Genomic DNA, 19910 nt, shown 5'->3' with positions numbered 1-19910 from the left:
CGCTGAAGCAAGCGTCGCCACGCGTTCTTGGGAGCTATTCGATGCTGGTGAATTTTGCGTTATTCGAAGGTGTCACACAACTGGACCTGACGGGGCCGTATGAAGTCCTGGTTCGCGCGCCGGGCTTTCAATGCGAGCTGGTCGCCAAGCAGGCCGCACCGGTTCGGTCCGATCGTGGCCTGATGCTGGTGCCGACCACGACCATCGCGCAGGCCTCGCCTTGCGACCTGCTGGTCGTGCCCGGCGGCCCGGGCACCGATGCCGCCCTTGTCGATCCCGAGTGGATCGCATTCGTGCGTGAGCAGGCCGAGCAGGCGCGTTGGGTGTTCGGCATCTGCACGGGATCGCTGCTGCTCGGCGCGGCGGGTTTGCTGCACGGGCGTCGCGCCTCCGGCCACTGGCTGGCCCGCGATCTGCTGACTCAGTTCGACGCCATCCCGATGGACGACCGCACCACCATCGACGGCAAGTACTTCACGTCCGGTGGCGTGACCGCGGGCATCGACATGGCCTTGCGCGTGGTCGCCAACGTGCTCGACCAGGAGGCGGCCGAGCAGATCCAATTGCAGATCGAGTACGACCCCGAACCTCCTTTCGTTGGCGGCACGCCATTTACCGCTCGGCCGGAGATCATCGCCCGCTGCAGGAGTGCGGGCGCGCAGCGGCGCAGACTGCGCGAGGTCGCCGTACAGGAAGCCGCGCAGCGGCTGGCCCTCGAATGGAGCCGGCAATGAACGCCGTGGCCATCCGTCTTCGCCGTGCCGCCGTTGTCGTCGCTGCGATCGCGGGCATGTTCCATGGCGCGACAGCACGCGCGGAGGCGTACCCGGCTCGGCCGGTGACCATTGTGGTGCCGTATGCAGCCGGAGGACCGATGGACCTCGTGGCCCGCCAACTCGCGGTGGTTTTGAAGGACCGGCTCGGCACCACCGTAGTGGTCGAGAATCAGGGCGGGGCCGGAGGCACGATCGGATCGCAGCGAGTCGCGCGCGCTGCTGCCGACGGCTACACGCTGCTGCTGCATCATGTCGGGCTTGCGACCGTGCCGGCGCTGTATCCGTCGCTGAAGCTCGATCCGCGGCGTGACCTGGTGCCGCTGGCGCTGGTATCGGAAGTGCCGATGATGATCGTCGTCCCATCGGGATCATCGATAGCGGGAATCGAACACCTCGCATCCAGGAGTCGTGGCGGCCAACTGAACTGGGGAACCGCGGGGCCCGGCTCGGCCTCGTCGCTTTGCATGCGGCTGGTCGGGGCAGCGATGCGCGGCCGCGATACCGAGATCGCCTACAAGGGCACAGGGCCTGCGCTGATCGACCTGATGGCAGGACGCGTCGATGCGATGTGCGACCTGGTCACCAACCTGAAGCCGATGCTCGATAGCGGCAAGGTCGCCGCAATCGCAACGGTGTCGGAACGCCGCAATCCCTTGTTCCCCGCAGTGCCTGCGCTCGTCGAGCAAGGCTTGCCAGTGGCCAGTTTCGCGGTGTGGTACGGGTTGTTCGCCCCGTCCGGCACATCCACGGCGGTCGTGCAGGCATTGCGCCGTGCCAGTGAGGCGGCGGTGGGCGATGCTGCGTACCGCACGGCGCTGGCCGGCGCCGGGGCCACTGTACCGAACGCCGGCGACGCTACGGGGAATCGACTCGGTGAGCGGTTGTTGCAGGACATAGCGCGGTTGCGCCCTTTGCTGACGGCTGCCGCGGAGGGCCGCCACTAGGGAAGCCCGGGACGCCGTCCCGCGAGTCCAGGGCGGCAATCGTTGGGCAGCGGCTATCCCAGATCGACCAGGACCTTCCCCCCCTCGATGCGCACCGGATAGCTGCGAATGTTCTCCGTCGCCGGCGCGCACACCGCCGCGCCGGTCCGCACATCGAACTTGCCCTGATGCAGCGGACATTCGATCTCGTGTCCATCGAGAAAGCCGTCGCACAGTCGCGCGTGTCCATGCGTGCAGAGATTGTCGGTGGCATAGATTTCGCCATCGACGGCGTAGAGCGCAATCTCGCGTCCGGCCACTTCGACAGCGATCACGTCGTCCTGCGGCACGCTGGAAAGTCGGGCCGCTTCGGTCCAGGTTTCGGTCATCGTTCGCTCCAGGATCAAATCGGATAGATCAGCGAGTTTGGAATCATCTCGCTGTCGAAGATGCAAAGCCGCGAGGCGAAACGCAGGCCGCCCGGCGTGCGCACCACCGTGTCCAGATAGCGGCCGGTGTTCAGCACATCGGTCAGCTGATCGGGCTTGGTGCGCAGCACCGCGTAATTGGCCTCGGACACGATGCGCTCGCCGTCGGCGCTGCGCACCAGCGGTGCGCCGACGATGTGGCGCTGATAGTAGGGATCGTGGAACAGCGTCTCCCGAATGCCGTAAATGCGATCCCGCAGCATGGCCTTGCTTTCGAACGACAGCGTCGCCAGCGGCAGGCCGCGTTCGTGGTTTTCGCGCGGCTGGACCCTGTAGAGGCAGTCGTCGGTGAAGAACTCGGGCCAGCGGTCCCAGTCGCCGTTGTCGACGACGCTGGCGTAGTCGGCGTACAAGGTCAGCAGCGCGTGGTAGTCGGCGAATTCCATCGTCATACCTCCATCACCTTGCGCCAGTAGGCGTACATACCGCGAATCAGCGTCTCGGTGACCATGTGGTCGGTGTTCTCCGCGGTGAGGCCGCCGAGTTCGGCGAGCACGCGGTGCCAGGGCTTCTGCGCGAAGCCTTGCTGCGAGCATTCGATCGCTTCGCCGTCGTCGGCCGAGACGAAGCCGGCGGGGCCGAACAGATTGGCCTGGCGCAGCCGGCGTCGCGTCATGGCTTCATCGTCGTCCTCGAAGCCGAAGTGGGTCCAGACGAAGTCGAACGCATCGGGTCCTCTCGGCTGGATATGCCGCGTCGATACCGAATTGACCTGCTGCTGGAAGATGACGCTGGGGAATATCGTCATCATCACGGCCGTGGGTTCGCCCCACCAGGGCTCGTGCACGATGTCGAGCAAGCGGTCGTCCTGCAAGGCCATCTGGTCCTTGAAGCTTGAGACACCGGAGGTGACCTCGCTTTTTCCGCCCTGTCCGCGTGTGGAAACCATCGCGGCATGACGCCAATGCGGATCCATCACGAGGCGCGCCTTGTTGTCCGCGCGCCAGAGGCCGAAGGTCACGAACCACGTATGCAGCAGTCCCGGATGGTACGGGTCCTTGATGTTCTCCTGCATCAGCTTCCAGTTGCCTGGAATGCGCTGTTTGTTGTAGCCGAGCAGCTTCAACTTGCGCCCGCTGAACAGGCGGTCGAAGTAGCCGAGGATGTCCGGGCCGAGGTAGGTCTCCAGCGATTCAACGTCGTGATCGAACGACGCGAATACCACGCCGCCGCGCGTGGCCACCTTCAATTTGGTCAGGCCGTGTTGCTCCGGCCGGAAGTCGGCGGGCATGCCCCCATTGACCTTGCCGTCCTGCTTGACACCGCGACGAAACGGCACGCCCTGTAGATTCCCTTTCAGGTCGTAGTTCCACTGGTGATACGGGCAGTGGAAGTCCTTGCGGTTGCCGCTGCGCTCGCGGCAGAACTTCATGCCGCGATGCGCGCAGACGTTTTCGACCACGTTGATATCGCCGTCCGCATCGCGTATCACGATGACGGAGCGCTCGCCAATCGCGGTGCGCTTGAAATCGCCGGGATTCTGTATCTCGGCTTCGAGGGCGACGTAGTTCCAATGACCGCGATAGAAGCAGCGCTCCAGTTCCCGCTGGTAGAGCTGCTGGTCGGTATAGACGCGGAACGGGATGCGGCTGATGCCGTCGTCGGGCCATATCGGCTCGGTGCATGCGGCGTGGATATTCATGTTTGGTCTCCCTATTTTTTTGGTCCGGTTTTCCCGGCGCCCATTTCTGAAGCGATCGAATCGTCAACCGCCCGACGCGTAGAAAGCATCGGCGTAGATGTGCTCCGTGCGGACGCCGCGATCGCGCAGCAGTACCGTTGCGGCTTCGACCATCGGCGGCGCGCCACACAGGTATGCCCGCCAGCCGGTCAGGTCGCCGTAGTCCTGCTCGACCGCCTCCGTAACAAGCCCGGTACGCAGATCGCGGTCGCTGCCCGGCAAAGTCGACACCACATCGATGCGCAGGCGAGGATGCCGCTGGGCAAGCTCGTTCAACCAATCGAATCCGTAGGCATCCCGCGGCGATCGAATGCCGAAGTACAAATGGATCGGGTTGGTCAGCCCGGCCGCAATGGCGCCGCGCACAATGGCGAGCACCGGCGCGAGGCCTGTCCCTCCGGCAATGCAAAGAATCGGATCGTCATTGCGCGTGCGCAGATACGAGGTGCCTAGCGGCCCGCTGACGCGAACGGTGTCGCCCACCTTCAGCCGATCGCAGATATATCTGGTGACGCGACCGTCCGGAACCATGCGCACATGGAATTCCAGTTCGCCTTCACCCGGCAGCCGCGCCATCGAATAGGGGCGGATATGGTGCGGCGTGAACTGCAGCATCGCGTATTGGCCCGGGGAGAACGACAGCGGCTTGGCCGGTGCGAGCCGGATCAGCTTGATGTCGTGCGTCAGGTCTGCGAGCGCCGTCACCGTGCTCCTCACGATGCGAGCGGGGTGGACGACGATCTCGTCCGGCTCAGGGATCTCGATGGTGCAGGGGCCCATCACCACGGACTGGCAGGCCAGCAGAGGGCGAGGGTCTTGCTTGCCGATGCCGCCGTTGCTGGTATTGCCATCGACGGCGTGACGCACATCGCCCTCGACCAGCCGACAGCGGCATGTGCCGCAGCGTCCCGCCATGCAGCTGTACGAGATTGGCACGCCATGCTGCTGGAGGGCGGTCAGCAAGTTCTCGCCCTGCGGTACATCGAGACGCTGTCCGTGGGGAAGGACGCGCACTTCCATATCGTCTCCGGTTCGTTGTTGTTGTTCTCGTTCTCGTACTGTCCGGCCCCCATCTTCGGGCATCGGCACAGATAAACCAATAGAATCCGCCTTATATGACCCATTCACCAAAGTGATAATGAAAAAGGAGGGGGGAGACATGCGGCTGCAAGACGTCGATCTGAATCTGCTCGTCGTGTTCGAGCACCTGCTGCGATTGCGTACGGTATCGGGCACCGCGCGCGAACTGGGCCTGACGCAACCGGCCGTCAGCAATGCGCTCGCGCGACTGCGGCGAATCTTCGACGACCAGTTGTTCGTACGCAGCGCCAAGGGGATGCTGCCGACGCCAGTGGCTGAGGATCTTGCCGAACCGGTCGCCTATGCACTGGACGCGTTGCAGTCGGCCTTGAACCGCAAGGTCGCCTTCGATCCGCTGCGCAGCGATCGCCGATTCCAGCTGGCAATGACCGATATCGGCGAAGTGCATTTCATCCCCAGGCTGATGAGCGCATTGCGGGAGCGCGCTCCCGGCGTGTCGATCGCGACCGTGCGCAATACCGCGATCAACCTGGCAGAGGCAATGAGCTTGGGGCAGGTCGATCTCGCATTGGGCCACCTGCCCGAGCTGCCATCGGAGTTCTACCAGCGCCGGCTGTTTCGCCAGCGCTATGTCTGCATGTTCCGCGCGGGCCATGCGCTGGACAAACGCATCGTGCGGCTACAGGACTTCGAGCGTGCCGACCATGTGGTGGTAACGGCCGCAGGCACTGGCCACGCGCGCGTCGATGAAATCCTGGCCAAGCTCGGAGTACGACGCAACATCCGCCTGCGCGTACCGCACTTCGTCGCACTGGCCGATATCGTCGCCACCACGGACCTGGTGGCCACCGTCACCGAGAAGTTCGCAGAGCGCAGCGCGGCATATTTCGGTCTCAAATCGATCCGCCATCCGGTCGATCTCCCGGATATCCAGATCAATCTGTTCTGGCATGGACGCTATCACCGCGATCCCGGCAATCAGTGGTTGCGGGATTTGATTTTTGAGTTGTTTGCGGAGGGGTGAGGCGGCGTGCCGACTGTCGGTCCAATGGGCAGGCCGCTGAATGGAACTCGTCCCCACTTCGGTAGGGATCAATTTCATATCCAATGGACCGTTAATCAACCGGTGACAACGCGATCTGCCGGTTGGATGTGCGTAGGAAGCGAATCAATAAAACAGACCCGCCAGTTCCGCTGCGCACTTGTATAACGCCGATGTTGCGTAATCCCACTCATTGGGGGTGTCGCCTTCCGGTGCCTTGCGCGACCATTCCGCGCTTGCTTGTTACCCACGCTGTTCTTCCCGTATTCCCCTGCTTGGGTTCTACGTCGCGGCGTGTGTCAATAGGAATGCGCAGATAGTAAGAAACTTTATTAACTGAGTTAAAAAATACTAAATTCGTCGTTTAATTAGAAATCGAGAAATTCCTCTAATTCGACGGAAATCCTAAAGAATCAATCTTTGACATTTGGCCTGCGAGTTCCTCGCTATAGTGCGCCAGCCAATCTCTTCCGCATCGTCATCTCCATGAACCGCCGCTGCTATCGCCTCGTCTTCAATCAACATCGCCGCATGCTGATGGCGGTCGAGGAGTCTGCCGCCGGCATGGGCAAGGGACGCCACGGCGCATCGCGCGCGGAACGCGCCACGGCTAATGGCGGGACGCATCAGGTCGTCGCGCGCTTCGGGTTGCCCGCGGTGACATTGGCGGCGTGGCTTGTTTGGGGACTGCCGGTGCATGTCCGGGCGCAGGTGGTGGCGGATCCTAACGCCGGTGCTCACCGGCCCACGGTCGTACAGACCGCTTGTCAATCCTGCGATTAGGGCAGCCGCTGAAGGAGTTGGGCTAGGGTTACAGCTCGGTGCCTTTGGCGCCAGTGTAATAGAACAATTGGCGCGGCCAGATGTTGGGCAGACAGTTGTGGACGGAGGGCTTGGCGTCGCCGTCGATCGCGTTACTGGTATGGTCCCTTCCCTTGCACCTGTAATTAACGAAATCGGCGAGCGTGTGAAAGCTACGGATGCAGCGCAGAAATTGCGGGATGGATTGAACAAATGAAATTGCAAGTTGATGGAAAATTAAAAGGATGGGTCATGACAGTCCTGGTTGTTCTGGGATTGTTGATAATATTCCTAGCGATAAAGGTTGTTCCTGCCGGGGTGTGGAGGATAGTAGTTGCTTCGCTAGGCTTGGCAATAGCCGCCATCGGCGGATATGCGGCAAAAGCACAGGTCCTTGGCCTTCGTCCATTTGGAGAGCCTGCTTGGCGGAAGGCAAAACGCACGTACGTGGACAATGAAGACAATGCTTGATTGAGATATCAAATCTCGTTCTTGTGAGAAAGTCATACGTGGTCTGGAGATTTTTTGGGGAAAAAAATTTCATCCGACTAATCTAATGTATTGGCTGTCATGACTCTGACCATGGAAATAAAGAAACTAGACCATCGTCGGACTTGGACGAATTATGTTCCTATCGGGGAATAAGACAGAGCGAAAAGTGATGTCTCGACGTGGCCGAGATATCGTGAAAAGCACCGCATGCCCCGCTGCATCCAGTATTCATGAAGCTCCAAAAGAAATCTGTTCCTACTGCGCGTTGGATATGCATCACGGGCGCAATCGCCATGTCTCAGTTAGGTCACGGGCAAGCGCTTCCTGCTAACCCGCCCCCGTCAGCAGTCCAAACGGTAGCCGAGCAAGAGCAACGCATCCGCCAACAACAGGAAGCGCGTGAACGAGCTCAGACGGTGGATTCTCCCGGCGTACGCGCGGCTGAGGCGGCACCAGTCGAATTCCCAACTCTGCCGGACGAGACGCCGTGCTTCCGCATCGACAACTTCGTTCTCGATGTTCCCGGCGATCTGCCGGCACCTGTACGGGAACAGGGCGCCGCAAGTTTGCCGCAGGACCCCTTCGCATTCGCCCGCACCTGGCTCGACCACTACAAGGGTAACTGCGTCGGCAAGCATGGCATCGACCTGCTGATCAAAGGCGTCTCGCAAGCCATCCTCGACCGCGGCTATGTAACTAGCCGTGTGCTGGTGCCTGAGCAGGACCTAAGCACGGGAACGCTGCGTTTGACCTTGATACCCGGCGTCATTGGCGAACTGCGCTTTGCCGAGCCGGACCTATGGGGTACGTGGAGGAGCGCGTTTCCAACTCGTAGCGGTGAGCTGCTGAACTTGCGCGATCTCGAACAAGGGCTCGAGCAGATGAAGCGCGTCGCCAGCCAGGACGTCGATATGCATGTCGTGCCGACCGCCACGCCTGGAGTCAGCGATGTCGTCATCGCGGTCAAGCGAAGCAAACGTTGGACGGTAGTCGCGTCCGTCGACGACTCGGGCAGCCGTTCGACCGGCAAGCGACAAGGCAATGTCAGCCTCGCCATCGACAACCCGTTGGGGCTCAATGATCTATTCAACGTGGGCTATTCCCGCGATCTCGAGTTCGGCGACAAGGCTCGTGGCACCAAAGGGTGGAATGGCTTTTATTCCGTACCGTGGGGCTATTGGACCGCGACACTGTCGGCCTACAGTAGCGACTATTTCCAACAGGTCGCCGGCGTCAATCAGACGTTCGTGTTCAGTGGCGAGTCCCAGAACGTGGACCTCAAGCTGCATCGGGTGATTCGCCGCTCGCAGAACGACGTGTTGGGTCTGCAATGGCGGTTAACGCGCCGCTTTGGCAAAAGCTACATCGAAGACACCGAGATCGCGCAACAACGGCGCAACAACACCGTGGCGGAATTCGGCATCACCGACCGGCACTACTTTGGCGCTGCACAACTGGACGCCAGCCTTCTGTATCGGCAAGGTGTTGGCGGCTTCGGATCGCAAGCCGACACGCTGGCGGCGCAAGGCGGACCGACCTGGCAGTTCAAGATGGCGGTGGCCGATATCAACCTTTCCGTGCCGTTCAAGCTGGGTCAGCAGTCGACGCGGTATGTGACCACATTCCGTGGTCAGTTCACCAACGACCGCTTGTACTTCGTCGATGCCATTACGATTGGCAGCCGCTATACCGTGCGCGGTTTCGATGGAGAGAACTTGCTGGCGGGCGATCGTGGCTTCTATTGGCGCAACGAGCTGCAGCTTCCGGTCGCGAATACTGGGCAGGCACTCTATGCGGGACTGGACTACGGTCGCGTATTCGGGCCTTCGACTGCCGCATTGGTCGGCACTCAACTTGCGGGCGCCGTACTCGGATTGCGCGGCGGCGTAGGAACCGGATTGGGAGCGTTCTCCTACGACGTGTTCGTCGGTACGCCCGTGTACAAGCCAACGGCTTTCCATACGGCCGGCGTAACCGGCGGGTTTCAATTGGTGTATCAGTACTAGATACCGCTTTCCAATCCGACAATCCTGTTTCCATTCCACAGTTCCATCATGAAAAGCAACCACGCAAAGCGGATCGGCGCACTTGTCTTGACTGTCGGCGGAGCGCTTCTCCTGACTTCGTGTTCCCTGATACCCCAGCCGAAACGATACCTGTCCGAAAAGGCCGTTGACTACAACCCGGCCGATTCGGCCCGGGTTCGGTTTTACGTGGAGGCGGGAGTTTCTGCCTCATATCGCGCCGAATCGACATGCTACTCGGGATGGTATGAGGAGGACAGCAAGCGCGTGGCCGTTACCGGCACAGGACTCTTTGACAGCTGGAAGTATTCGTCACACAGTACGACGATTGGGATGCCGCAAAGCCCGCGTCCCTGGATGCGTTTCGAAGGACTCGTTTTCAAATCTGCGATCAACGAATATGTCGTAAAGGGCGCGAAGCCGCTCACGATCTCCATGTCGGAAACGTCGCAGAATTGGCGGTGCGATCCGCCTTCCGTATCGTTCGTGCCAGAGCCTGGCAAAGACTATGACGTCTTCATGTCGACCCAATATAGACGGTGCTGGATCGATATCCGCGAGATCGACGCCGAGGGCAAGGATGTTCCAATCAAGCCGAACGAGGCATCGCGCTGCAGCGCCACTTCCTGAGCCCGTTGTCCGATGATCGATCCCGCTTTCCCCAAAATCCTGATCATCACCGGCCTGATGGCCGCCGGCAAATCGTCGGTCGCGCAGGCCATCGCGGAACGCCTGCCAAAGTCCGTCCACCTGGGTGGCGACACATTCCGCAAGATGATCGTGAACGGACGAGCGGAAGTGACACCGGAACTCTCTCCAGAGGCGCTGCAACAACTCTCGCTGCGCTACCGAATCGCCTGCGACGCATGTGAGGCCTATGCCGACGCGGGCTTTACCGTAATCTATCAGGACGTGATACTTGGCGAGTATCTGAACGAGGTTTTCACGAGGCTGTCCCGCTGGTCGCCGGGTGTACTAGTGCTGAACCCTTCGTTGGATGTGGTCGCGCGGCGCGATGCCGAGCGGCGCAAGACGGCGTATGCCGGCGATTGGACGCCTGCCTCGCTGGCCGCAGGGCTTCAACATACACCGCGTATCGGCTTGTGGCTCAACACCTCGGCCATGACGGTGGAGCAGACCGCCGACTTCGTATTGCGCCATCCGGAGGCGACCAGGTCAGGGAGGTACTAGAACGAGGGCCGGACTGCCGTCATTCGAATCTCGCCATGGCGGCGCGGAAATCCCCGCATTTCCTGGTTGCCTTACCATGCGGTCATTGCACAGCGGACCCTCTCCGCATCCAAACGATCGAGCACAAGCCATGGCATTGACAATCACCCCAGGAACCACGACCCGCACCCTGATTCGCGGCGAGGCAGGCGATATCGAACTGCTGATCGACGCACCAAAGGAAGCGGTGCAGGGCATAGCCGTTGTCGGCCACCCGCATCCGATGCAAGGCGGTACGGCCGACCACAAGGTGCCGCACCAGTTGGCGCGCGAATTGACCGCCCACGGTTTTCTGGCGGTCAGGCCAAACTTCCGCGGCGTTGGCGGAACCGAGGGCGCGCACGATGCCGGTGTCGGAGAGACCAACGACATGCTGGCGGTAGTCGGCCATCTGCGCGAGCAATACCCGGATCTGCCTCTGGCGCTGGCGGGATTCTCGTTCGGGGCCTTCGTTGCCGCGCTGGCATCGGTGCAGCTCGCCGAGCGCGGCATCACGATCGATCATCTGATATTGACCGGAATGCCCTCGGGCCCCGTTGCGAATCACCGCAGCTACGATACGCCGGAGGTGCAGGCCAATGCGCTGGTGATTCATGGGGAGAACGACGAGCGCGTCGCGCTGTCGGCCATCTTCGATTGGGCCCGCCCGCAGCAGTTGCCGGTCGTGGTGGTGCCGGGTGCGGACCATTTCTTCTCCGGCAAGCTGCCCGTACTCAGGCGCCAGGTCGCCAGATATCTGGAGCGTCCGGCCTCGTCCCCCGAGGCGTGAATCCACTGTCGGCCGGCGCCTAGCCCGGCAAGGCGCCGCCGATCAACCTGACCCCCTTCCACTGCCCGCTCTCGACCATCTGCGACACGATGGCCTGCAGCGCGGCCTCGACGCTGCGGCACGCCAGGCTCAGGCTCGCCGACGACGACAGGCACAGGCTGACGCGCCGCTCCAGCGTTGCGTCGGAGATAGACATCGCGGCGAGCTGATCGTCTTCGTCGCCGGCCAGCGCCGACCACGGCAGGATGGTCCACCCGAGCCCCTCGCGCACCGCGGACAGCAGCACCGATACCGCGCTGGTTTCCGCGACGAGGCGGCATTGCAGTCCGGCGCTGACCAGCGCGCGATCGCACAGCACGCGGACCGAATTGGGAAAGCTCGGCAGCAGCAGCGGCAGCGCCGCGGCCTGCGCCAGCGTGATGGTGTGTGGATGCCCTGGAATCGGCCGGCCCACCAGCATCAATTGCTCGTCGAGCAGCGGGGTCGACTGCATGTTGGGGCGCTGCTGCACGTCCATCGCGACGGCGAGATCCAGCTTCTGCAGCGCCAACGATTCCGCGAGGTCCGCGCTCGAGCCTTCGACGATTTCCAGGGTGATATCGGGGAAGTGCTCGGTCACATGCCGCAGCAGCGGCAATGCAAGCACGCGCGAGGTGCTGGTCGGCAGCCCGACGGTGACGTGGCCGCATGGTACGTCGCGGCCGTGCTGCACCGCGGCCTTGGCCTCTTCCATCTGCCGCAGCACCATCTTGGCGTGGCGGTAGAGGATATGGCCGGTCTCCGTCGGTCTCGTGCCAGAGGGGCCGCGTACCAGCAATCTGGCGTCGAGTTCGGCTTCGAGGTTGGCGACGTGCTGGCTCAGCGAGGGCTGGGCGATATGGAGTGCATCGGCCGCGGCGGTGATGCTCTCCAGTTCGACGATGCGCGCGAAATAGCGCAGCTGCTTCAGGTCCATATTCGGCAAGGCGGTGGCGTGGTGGTCCACGCCAAACGGTCGCGAATGCGGCCGAATCGATGGCGGGGCACGCCGGCAATGTAGCATCCGCCGGCGTCCCGCTGCCTGTTCCGACAGTCGGGACCTACCGCAGGACTAGCCGCGAATCGGCAGGTCGAGATACGACGCCAGTTCGCCGCCGAGCCGGATCGACAGCCGCGGGGGACGGCCATACGGCACCTGCGGAAAATGCCCGCGGTCCGCGCCGGCGATCGACAGGCGCAGCCGGCTGCCGGCAGCAAGGGTCCAGGCGACGGGCAGCATCGCGAAGTGCAGGCGCTCGGTCTGCCCCGGTACCAGACGGACGGCGTCGGCAGCCGCAAACGTGCGGTAGGGCCACGTCGTGCGGTATTCCGGCGGGCACGGCGCGGTCTTGCGATGCAGCGCGCGCAGCATGCCTTCGGTGATGTAGCGCACTTCGCCGGACGCCTCGACCTCGGACAGGAACACATGCAGCGCGGCATCGGGCTGCGAGCTCGCGAGGCCGATGTTCAGTACGACATGGCCGGCGATCGACAGCGGCGCCGTCAGTACCGCGCCATCGAAGGACAGCAGATCTCGCTGCCGTTCGCTCCAGTCTGGGTAATAGTCCTCGATATTGGCCGCGCCAAGCCGCTCATAGCGTGTTTGACGGCCGGTTGACCAATTGAAGCTGGCCATCGTGTCCCGGTCCGATTCCGTGGCGGGACACGCGGGCGACAGGCTTTCGGCATCGGCGGTCAAGTAAAGCCGCTGCGCGCGCTCGGCCGGCGGCCACGTCGGCGCTGCATGCCATTGCTCGTCGTGAACGCTGTAGTAGTGGACGCGTCCTTCCTGCTCGAGCCCGGACGGCAATTGCATCAGATGATGATCGAAGAAGCGCAATACCTCGGCCAGCAGCGGGAAGTCGGATGCCGCGCGGCTGCGCCATGGCGAGATATTGGTGCGCGCACCGTGGTCCCACGGGCCCAGCAGCAGCCGGCTGTCGTGATTGGGCAGCGACAGGAAGCGGGTGATCGCGCCATTCGCATAGCCGCCGCCGTCGTACCAGCCCGAGACCGAATACACCGCGACATCCTGCGCAATGCCGTCGAGATAGCGGTAAGGACTGCAGCTGCCCGAATCGAGCGCCGGATCGTGCTGCGTGGCGCCATCGCGGAAGGCGAACTCCGGCGCCAGATCGGCCAGCGCGAAGTTGTTGCGATGCTGCTCGATGGCCGCCTGCACCAGGCTGCCATCGGCGTCCGCGTCGACGCGCTCGGGCCCATCGAAGCGTGGATCGTTGAAGTACGGATAGCGGGCCAGCAGCGCCCGGTCGTCCTGATCGAGCGCAACCATCAGTTCGTCGTAGGCCTGCACCCACACCTTGGACAGCAGGCCGCCGGGGTACAGCTGCTCGCTGTAGATATCGGAGACCGCGAACAGCGGCGCGATCGCCTTGACCGCGGGATGGCCCGTGCTGGCCAGGAAGCAGGCGGCCGCGCCGAGGTACGAGATGCCGGTCGAACCGATACGGCCATTGGACCAGGGCTGCGCCACGATCCAGTCGGCGATCTCGAAATAGTCGTCCCGCTCGGTCGGCGAGCGCAGCGCGTCGCGCGTGCCGAAGCTCGCGCCGGTGCCGCGCACGTCGACCACCACCACCGCATATCCCTTGGGCACGAAGGCATCGCGGTACTTGGCGGTGTTCGGGCTCGGCTCGGCGCCGGGCTCGCGCAGCCGGAAACGGCGGAAATAGGGCGTGAAGATGACGATGGTGGGATAGCCCGCCGGCGAGCCTTCGGCCTCCAGTGGCTGCGGCACGAAAACATCGACGGCGAGCTGGCATCCATCGCGCATCGTCACATAACAGGACAGCGGATGATCCGGAATGGCGAAGCGCGAAGGGCGCGTTTCGAGATAGGCGCTGGCCGGCGTTTTCCAGGCATTGCCGCGGAGATCGATATCGGACATGAAACTTGCGTTGAAGTCGGTGGGTTCGCGGCAATGGTAAGCAGCGCCCCGGAAGCCGCGGAAAGACGAAATGTCGATGGGGACATAGGGCTGGGCTATGGCATGCTGCGCCGCGGCACCTTGGTTCGTCTATCGCCGCGTCGGGATGCCCCATGACAGGGCCGAACGCCGGCGCGAAATCGCATGACGTGCACCGTGGCGATTCGGCATGCCCCCGGGGAGGGCAGGCGGCAGTCCGTCATAGGATCGACCTATGACGGCATCGAGATTCCGTATTGGTTCGCTCCCGCGCGAATTCTTACCATCGCTCTACGAGCCGGATCGAGGCGCGCCGATGTGAACGCCGCCATCGACACCATTTCTATTCGCATGACTGGGGAGAACTGCAGATGTACCGTTCCTTGATGGGCGCCGCGATGGCGGCCCTGATGACGCTGTCCGGCGCCGCCGTCGCGCAGGACGCCTATCCCAACCGTCCTGTCCGGCTGATCGTGCCGCAGTCGGCGGGCTCGGGCGGCGATGTGGTGGCACGGATGCTGGGCGACAAGCTTAGCCAGGAGCTGGGCCAGTCCGTGGTGGTCGACAATCGCGCCGGCGCCAACGGCATCATCGGTACGTCGTTCGTAGCCAAGCAGCCGGCGGACGGCTATACGCTGCTGCTGACCGGTGTGTCGCAGGTCAGCTTCAATCAGCATCTGTACAAGTCGCTGCCCTACGATCCGCAGAAGGACTTCACCTTCATTGCGCCGGTGGTCGATACGCCGTTCGTGCTGGTGACCAGCAAGGCCAGCGGCATCACGTCGATGGCGCAGTTCATCGAGAAGGCGAAAACCAAGCCCGGTGGGCTGACCTTCGGCAGCGCTGGCGTCGGCAATTCCACGCATCTGGCGATGGAGATGCTGGCCGACAAGGCGGGCATCAAGCTGACGCATGCCGCCTACAAGGGCTCGGGTCCGGCGCTGACCGGCGTGATCGCCGGCGAAGTCGATGCGATGGTCAGCGTGGTCGGTTCGGCGCTGCCGCAGATCACCGGCGGCAACGTGGTGCCGGTGGCGATCGTCGGGCAGAAGCGCGCGAAGGAGTTGCCCAATGTGCCGACCGTCAAGGAGGCGGGCCTGGACGTGCCGGTGATGCCGGGATGGTATGCGTTGCTCGGGCCGGCCAATATGGACGCCAAGGTGGTGGCTCGGCTCAATGCCTCGGTGCAGGCCTTCCTGGCCGATCCGCAGGTCAAGAGCAAGCTGGCTTCGCTCTATCTGGAGCCGCTGTCCGGTTCGGCCGACGCGATCAAGCAGCGCGCCGTGACGGACGCCAAGGTCTGGGGCGAGTTCATCAAGCGGCGGGGGATTCAGAACTCGTGATCGAAAGCCTGTGGCGTTGAGCCGGCAGGCCTCGACGGCAGCCTGTCGCCCTCGCGAGCGCGGGGACGACAGGAGCTTCTGCGATACCGCTAACTCTGCAGCTCCGGCACGTTGCCCGCTTCGTCGTGCACGGTCAGGCGATCGTCGATGTCCTGCACCCCGGCGACCCCGCGTACCGCGGCCAGCAGTGCCTCGTGCTCGGACGACAGGATGTGCCCGCTCAACCATACGCGTCCGCCGACTACCGCGACGTCGATGGCGCCGGGATGGCCGACCAGACGGCCCATTTCCGCGCGAACCCGCTCGGCAATGGTGTCGTCATCGGCCGCGTGCTTTCCCAGGCCGGTCGCGCTGCGTACCTTCGCCGCGATGCCCTGCATCCGGTCGGTGATCCGTTTGGCCTGCTTCTCCGCCAGATCCTGCATGTCGTGGCGGCTTGCCTCGGCCTTGTCGCGCAGCTCGGCGCGGCGCCGGCGACCCGACTGCGGATCGAACAGGTACATGATCGCGGCGCCAACCGCCGCCGCGACGGCAAACGGCAGCAGCCCCGGCCTGTTGCCGTGCATGTCGCGCTGCGTGCCTTCCCGCCGCTCCTCGTGCATTCCGTCGTTCATTTGCGCCTCCTTGGGAACAATGGCTTCACGCCCCGCCCGGCGGCGGGGGCGCGCTTAATGCGCCGAGCATCAGCTGTGCCAGTCCGAGCGCGCGCGAGGAGGGCCGGGCAGGCCGCGTCCATCGCATGGCGAGCGGGATCGGCAGGTCCGCGCAAATGCGAACTTACAGCGGCGTGTAATTCGGAAAGGCGAGCGAAACGGAAAACGACGTAGCCAATGCACGTGGCGTAATGGCGTCATGCAGCCGGCGTGATGCCAAGCGTTACGGCAACGAGTGAAGGGAACGGAAACGGCTGACTGGAAAACCGGGATGCGGAACGCGATCTCGGTGGGCAAGGTCGTCGCCGGCGCCGGATAGCTATGCCTCCGGCGCCGTCGTCGATTTGCGTTGGTAGGCTCGATTGGACTCGAACCAACGACCCCCACCATGTCAAGGTGGTGCTCTAACCAGCTGAGCTACGAGCCTGTGGAAGGCGCGGATTATAGAGAAGCTTTTGCGGACGCACAAGCCCGTCGGGCAAAAAACGCAGCGGGGCGTTTTCCGCTGTGGGACGCCGCCCGATTGCCGCGGCAGCGCGGCTCTCCTAAAAAGGGAGCATTGGCAAGCCAATCCGTCCATCGCCATGCTGAAAATCGCCACGTTCAATATCAACGGCATTCGCGCCCGCCTGCCGGCATTGCTGGAATGGCTCGAGCGCGAGGCGCCGGATGTCGTCTGCCTGCAGGAATTGAAGACCGCCGATTCCGGTTTTCCGGCCGATGCCATTCGTGCCGCCGGATATGGCGCGATCTGGCACGGCGAGAAATCGTGGAACGGCGTGGCAATCCTGTCGCGCGGGACCGATCCGATCGAAAGCCGGCGTGGGCTGCCCGGCGACGACAGCGACAAGCAGAGCCGCTACATTGAGGCCGCGGTGCATGGCGTGCTGGTCGGCTGTCTGTATCTGCCCAATGGCAACCCGCAGCCGGGACCGAAATTCGAGTACAAGCTCGCCTGGTTCGAACGGCTGCTGAAGTATGCGGCCACGCTGTACGACAGCGGCCATCCTGTCGTGCTGGCCGGCGACTACAACGTGGTGCCGACCGACGAGGACATCTATAACCCGCGCTCCTGGCTCAAGGACGCGTTGCTGCAGCCCGAAAGCCGCGCCTGTTATCGGCGCCTGCTCGAGCAGGGATGGGTCGATGCCTTGCGCGCAAACTATCCGCACGAACGGATCTACACGTTCTGGGATTACTTTCGGCAGCACTGGCAAACCAATTCGGGTCTGCGCATCGACCATCTGCTGCTGAATGCGACGCTGGCGCCGGCGCTGCGCGAGGCGGGCGTCGATCGCTGGGTCCGCGGCGCGCCCCAGGCGAGCGATCATGCGCCGGCCTGGATCACGCTGGACGTTGGCGGCGCCGCGGGCGGGCGCAGGGTATCGGCGAAGACGGCGACGAAATCGCCGGGCGGCGCACCGGCTGCGAAGAAGGTGACCGCTGCAAAGAAGGTGAGCGCTGCGAAGAGGACGACCGCCGTGAAGAAGACCATCGCGGCGAACAAAACCACTGCTGCAAAGAGGCCTGCCGCCAAGAAGGCAACCGGCGCGAGGCAAAGCGCGACTAAGCGACAATGACGCCCGTCGCGGCCACGGGGCCGTGTCCATGTCGTTTGTCGATTCACCTTCCGCTCGCTTTGCCCATGCTTCTGAAAGTCGGCACGCTCGCCAAGCAAACCGGCCTGACCGTCCGCGCCCTGCATCACTACGATCGCATCGGGCTGCTCAAGCCGTCGGGCCGCTCCGCGGCGGGCTATCGTCTCTACAACCGCGACGACGTGGCCCGCTTGCACGCAATCCAGGTGTTGCGGCAGTCAGGCCTGTCGCTTGCCGCGATCGGCGCGTTGCTGGCGGGCGGGGGGCCGCCGCGTCATCGCATCGTCACGCAGCAGATCGAAGCGCTCGATCGCGAGATCGCGCGGGCGACCGAGCTGCGCGGGCGCCTGGTGCTGCTGCAGACCGTGCTGGCCGCGGGCGGCGAGCCGGAGATCGAGCACTGGCTGGCGGCCCTGCGCCAGATGCGCGCCTATCGCCAATATTTCAGCGAGGCGGAACTCGAAACCATCTTTCGCCAGTGGATTGCCACCGAGGCGGAATGGCAGCCGCTGCTGGATGAAGTCCGCGAGGCCATGGCACAGCAGTGGCCCGCGGACGCGATCGGCACGCAAGCGCTGGCCGCGCGCTGGATGCATCTGGCCATGCGATGGATGCAGGGCGATATGGACCGGGCCGTCCGTTGGGGCGAAATGATCAAGCAGGCCGCGCAACAGGGCTTTGGCGGCATCGACGCCGCGATGGTCGCTTATATGGAGTCGGCCGTCGCACTGCGGATGGCGGCGTGGCTACGGCATCTGTCGCCGGACGAACTGGCGCGGCTCGACAAGCGCCTAGAACCCGAATGGCAGGCCCTGGCGCAGCGGGCCCGCGCGCTGATCGCCGCCGGCACCGATCCTTCGGCGGCCGCGAGCCGCACGTTGCTACACGATTGGGACGCGCTGGTCGATCGCATGGTTGGATACGATGCGGGGCTACGGGAAAAGCTGCTGAAGGCCTATCGCGACGAGCCGCTGCTGCAGATCGGGCATATGGTCGATGCCGAGGTGCGGGAGTTTGTCGAGGCGGTGCGCGCGCACGCCGGCGAGGCGGGGTGCGGCGGCGCTGACGGTCGGCGCTGAAAATCGGCGCTGAGAAGCAGTTCAAGCCATGACATGACGGCACCCGCCACGGGTGCGGGGGTTGACCCTGACGTGCACGTCAGGGTCTATGCTGCCCGGCTTTCGCAGCAGGAGCCGATCATGTCCCAAACCGAAACGACCGCGCTGGCTCAGGGCCGGCCCAGCACGACCGCCCTGATGATGGCCATCGCGCGCGCCGCCCACCAGTTGCTCGACGAGCCGATCGTGCTCCCCGATGCCATCGCCTTGCCGATCCTCGGCCCCGAGCTCGAGCGTGGTGTCCGCGACGATCCCTATCGTTATAACGACCCGATGGCGCGTCCGATGCGCGCGGCCGTGGTCGCGCGCGCGATGGTGGCCGACGCCGAACTGGCCGAGGCCTCGCGGGCTGGCGTGCGGCAATGCGTGGTGCTCGGCGCGGGCCTCGACACCCTGGCGTGGCGGGTGCCCGCCGCGGCCGACGGCATGCGCGTCTTCGAGGTCGACCATCCGGCGACGCAGGCGTGGAAGCAGGGGTTGATGCGGCAGGCCGGACTGAGCATGCCGGACTGGGCGACGTCCGTGCCCGCCGACCTTCAGCATGCCTCGTTGCAACGCGTGCTGGAAGAAGCCGGCTTTCGCGGCGACCGGCCCGCCTGCTTCGTGTGGCTGGGCGTGACGCCGTATCTGACCGACTCCGCGATCGAAGCGACGCTGCGCTATGTCGCCAGCCTGCCGCCGGGCACCCGCATCGTGTTCGACTATCGGGTCGATGCCGCCATGCTGCCGCCGTTTGAACGCGTGATGGCCGTGCATATGGCCGAGCAGGTTGCCGCGCTGGGCGAGCCCTGGCTATCCGAATTCATGCCGGAGCAGCTGGCGCAACGGCTGACCGCGATGGGCTTTGGCAGCGTGACGGACCTCGACGCGCCGGCGCTGAATGCGCGTTACTTCGCCCGCCGCAAGGACGGGCTGCAGACCGCGGGTGGCGGCCTGCGCGTGCTGTGTGCCCGCGTCGGCGAAGGGCGATAGCGCGGCGTCGCCGCG

At 63.9% G+C, this 19910-nt stretch carries 19 protein-coding genes, 1 tRNA gene and 1 pseudogene; 13 read left to right on the top strand and 8 right to left on the bottom strand.

The genetic code is table 11. From position 1 onward, the window contains the following. Positions 1-41: 41 nt before the first annotated feature. Positions 42-734, top strand: coding sequence for a DJ-1/PfpI family protein (locus M1D55_RS08405; RefSeq protein WP_064576232.1), 693 nt, complete (start codon positions 42-44; stop codon positions 732-734). Further along, positions 731-1720, top strand: a complete 990-nt coding sequence (locus M1D55_RS08400) for a Bug family tripartite tricarboxylate transporter substrate binding protein (RefSeq protein WP_197498341.1) — start codon at positions 731-733, stop codon at positions 1718-1720. The genes M1D55_RS08405 and M1D55_RS08400 overlap by 4 nt, the downstream gene beginning before the upstream one ends. Before the next feature lie 53 nt (positions 1721-1773). Here the strand turns inward: M1D55_RS08400 and M1D55_RS08395 are convergent, their stop codons facing one another. The 4 genes from M1D55_RS08395 to M1D55_RS08380 all read right to left on the bottom strand — a co-directional run bounded on the left by M1D55_RS08395 (position 1774) and on the right by M1D55_RS08380 (position 4888). Beyond that, the gene (locus tag M1D55_RS08395) at positions 1774-2088 is read right to left on the bottom strand and encodes a non-heme iron oxygenase ferredoxin subunit (protein ID WP_064576234.1); all 315 of its coding nucleotides are present in this window, start codon (positions 2086-2088) and stop codon (positions 1774-1776) included. Between the two features lie 14 nt (positions 2089-2102). Then, the gene (locus tag M1D55_RS08390; RefSeq protein WP_043436489.1) at positions 2103-2573 is read right to left on the bottom strand and encodes an aromatic-ring-hydroxylating dioxygenase subunit beta; all 471 of its coding nucleotides are present in this window, start codon (positions 2571-2573) and stop codon (positions 2103-2105) included. Positions 2574-2575: 2 nt separating this feature from the next. Further along, positions 2576-3829, bottom strand: coding sequence for an aromatic ring-hydroxylating dioxygenase subunit alpha (locus M1D55_RS08385; protein ID WP_456280641.1), 1254 nt, complete (start codon positions 3827-3829; stop codon positions 2576-2578). Between the two features lie 63 nt (positions 3830-3892). After that, positions 3893-4888 (bottom strand): 2Fe-2S iron-sulfur cluster-binding protein, encoded by a 996-nt coding sequence (locus tag M1D55_RS08380; protein ID WP_232204355.1) that lies wholly within the window; start codon positions 4886-4888, stop codon positions 3893-3895. A 139-nt stretch (positions 4889-5027) separates the two neighbouring features. On the opposite strand from M1D55_RS08380, the gene M1D55_RS08375 reads away from it, so the two are divergent. The 7 genes from M1D55_RS08375 to M1D55_RS08345 all read left to right on the top strand — a co-directional run bounded on the left by M1D55_RS08375 (position 5028) and on the right by M1D55_RS08345 (position 11267). Continuing rightward, on the top strand, positions 5028-5933 hold the full coding sequence (locus M1D55_RS08375) for a LysR family transcriptional regulator (protein WP_232204356.1): 906 nt from the start codon (positions 5028-5030) through the stop codon (positions 5931-5933). Between the two features lie 438 nt (positions 5934-6371). After that, a complete protein-coding gene (locus tag M1D55_RS08370; protein WP_456280640.1) occupies positions 6372-6734 on the top strand; it encodes an ESPR-type extended signal peptide-containing protein in 363 nt (120 codons plus the stop codon). Positions 6735-6965: 231 nt separating this feature from the next. Further along, positions 6966-7223, top strand: coding sequence for a hypothetical protein (locus M1D55_RS08365; protein WP_456280639.1), 258 nt, complete (start codon positions 6966-6968; stop codon positions 7221-7223). Positions 7224-7474: 251 nt separating this feature from the next. Beyond that, positions 7475-9250: a ShlB/FhaC/HecB family hemolysin secretion/activation protein gene (locus M1D55_RS08360; protein WP_456280638.1), complete on the top strand. Its 1776-nt coding sequence runs from the start codon at positions 7475-7477 to the stop codon at positions 9248-9250. 48 nt (positions 9251-9298) lie between these two features. Beyond that, the gene (locus M1D55_RS08355; protein WP_232204360.1) at positions 9299-9898 is read left to right on the top strand and encodes a hypothetical protein; all 600 of its coding nucleotides are present in this window, start codon (positions 9299-9301) and stop codon (positions 9896-9898) included. A 12-nt stretch (positions 9899-9910) separates the two neighbouring features. After that, positions 9911-10459 (top strand): phosphotransferase-like protein, encoded by a 549-nt coding sequence (locus M1D55_RS08350; protein WP_456280637.1) that lies wholly within the window; start codon positions 9911-9913, stop codon positions 10457-10459. Between the two features lie 130 nt (positions 10460-10589). Then, entirely contained in the window at positions 10590-11267 is a 678-nt protein-coding gene (locus tag M1D55_RS08345) for an alpha/beta hydrolase (RefSeq protein ID WP_456281334.1), read from the top strand. A gap of 19 nt (positions 11268-11286) precedes the next feature. On the opposite strand, the gene M1D55_RS08340 is transcribed toward M1D55_RS08345, so the two are convergent. Next, positions 11287-12252, bottom strand: coding sequence for a LysR substrate-binding domain-containing protein (locus M1D55_RS08340; protein ID WP_456280636.1), 966 nt, complete (start codon positions 12250-12252; stop codon positions 11287-11289). Between the two features lie 105 nt (positions 12253-12357). After that, positions 12358-14193 (bottom strand): CocE/NonD family hydrolase, encoded by a 1836-nt coding sequence (locus tag M1D55_RS08335; protein ID WP_456280635.1) that lies wholly within the window; start codon positions 14191-14193, stop codon positions 12358-12360. Positions 14194-14582: 389 nt separating this feature from the next. Between M1D55_RS08335 and M1D55_RS08330 the strand changes: the two genes are divergently transcribed. Continuing rightward, positions 14583-15554 carry a Bug family tripartite tricarboxylate transporter substrate binding protein gene (locus M1D55_RS08330; protein WP_006575533.1) on the top strand — a complete coding sequence of 324 codons (972 nt, stop codon included), beginning with the start codon at positions 14583-14585 and terminating at the stop codon, positions 15552-15554. Between the two features lie 89 nt (positions 15555-15643). Here the strand turns inward: M1D55_RS08330 and M1D55_RS08325 are convergent, their stop codons facing one another. Both M1D55_RS08325 and M1D55_RS08320 read right to left on the bottom strand, forming a co-directional pair. Further along, a complete protein-coding gene (locus tag M1D55_RS08325; protein ID WP_006575534.1) occupies positions 15644-16168 on the bottom strand; it encodes a YtxH domain-containing protein in 525 nt (174 codons plus the stop codon). Between the two features lie 389 nt (positions 16169-16557). Beyond that, a tRNA-Val gene (locus M1D55_RS08320) sits at positions 16558-16634 on the bottom strand. A 151-nt stretch (positions 16635-16785) separates the two neighbouring features. Between M1D55_RS08320 and xth the strand changes: the two are divergent. The 3 genes and pseudogenes from xth to M1D55_RS08305 all read left to right on the top strand — a co-directional run. Further along, a pseudogene (gene xth, locus M1D55_RS08315) lies at positions 16786-17589 on the top strand (exodeoxyribonuclease III); the annotation flags it as partial. A 194-nt stretch (positions 17590-17783) separates the two neighbouring features. Then, on the top strand, positions 17784-18884 hold the full coding sequence (locus M1D55_RS08310; RefSeq protein WP_456280633.1) for a MerR family transcriptional regulator: 1101 nt from the start codon (positions 17784-17786) through the stop codon (positions 18882-18884). A 120-nt stretch (positions 18885-19004) separates the two neighbouring features. After that, on the top strand, positions 19005-19895 hold the full coding sequence (locus M1D55_RS08305; protein WP_456280632.1) for a class I SAM-dependent methyltransferase: 891 nt from the start codon (positions 19005-19007) through the stop codon (positions 19893-19895). Positions 19896-19910: the final 15 nt, after the last annotated feature.

It is taken from the genome of Cupriavidus sp. JZ107 (assembly GCF_053903255.1).
The sequence above is the reverse complement of the archived record's forward strand: the minus strand, read 5'-3'. Positions and strand labels throughout refer to the sequence as shown.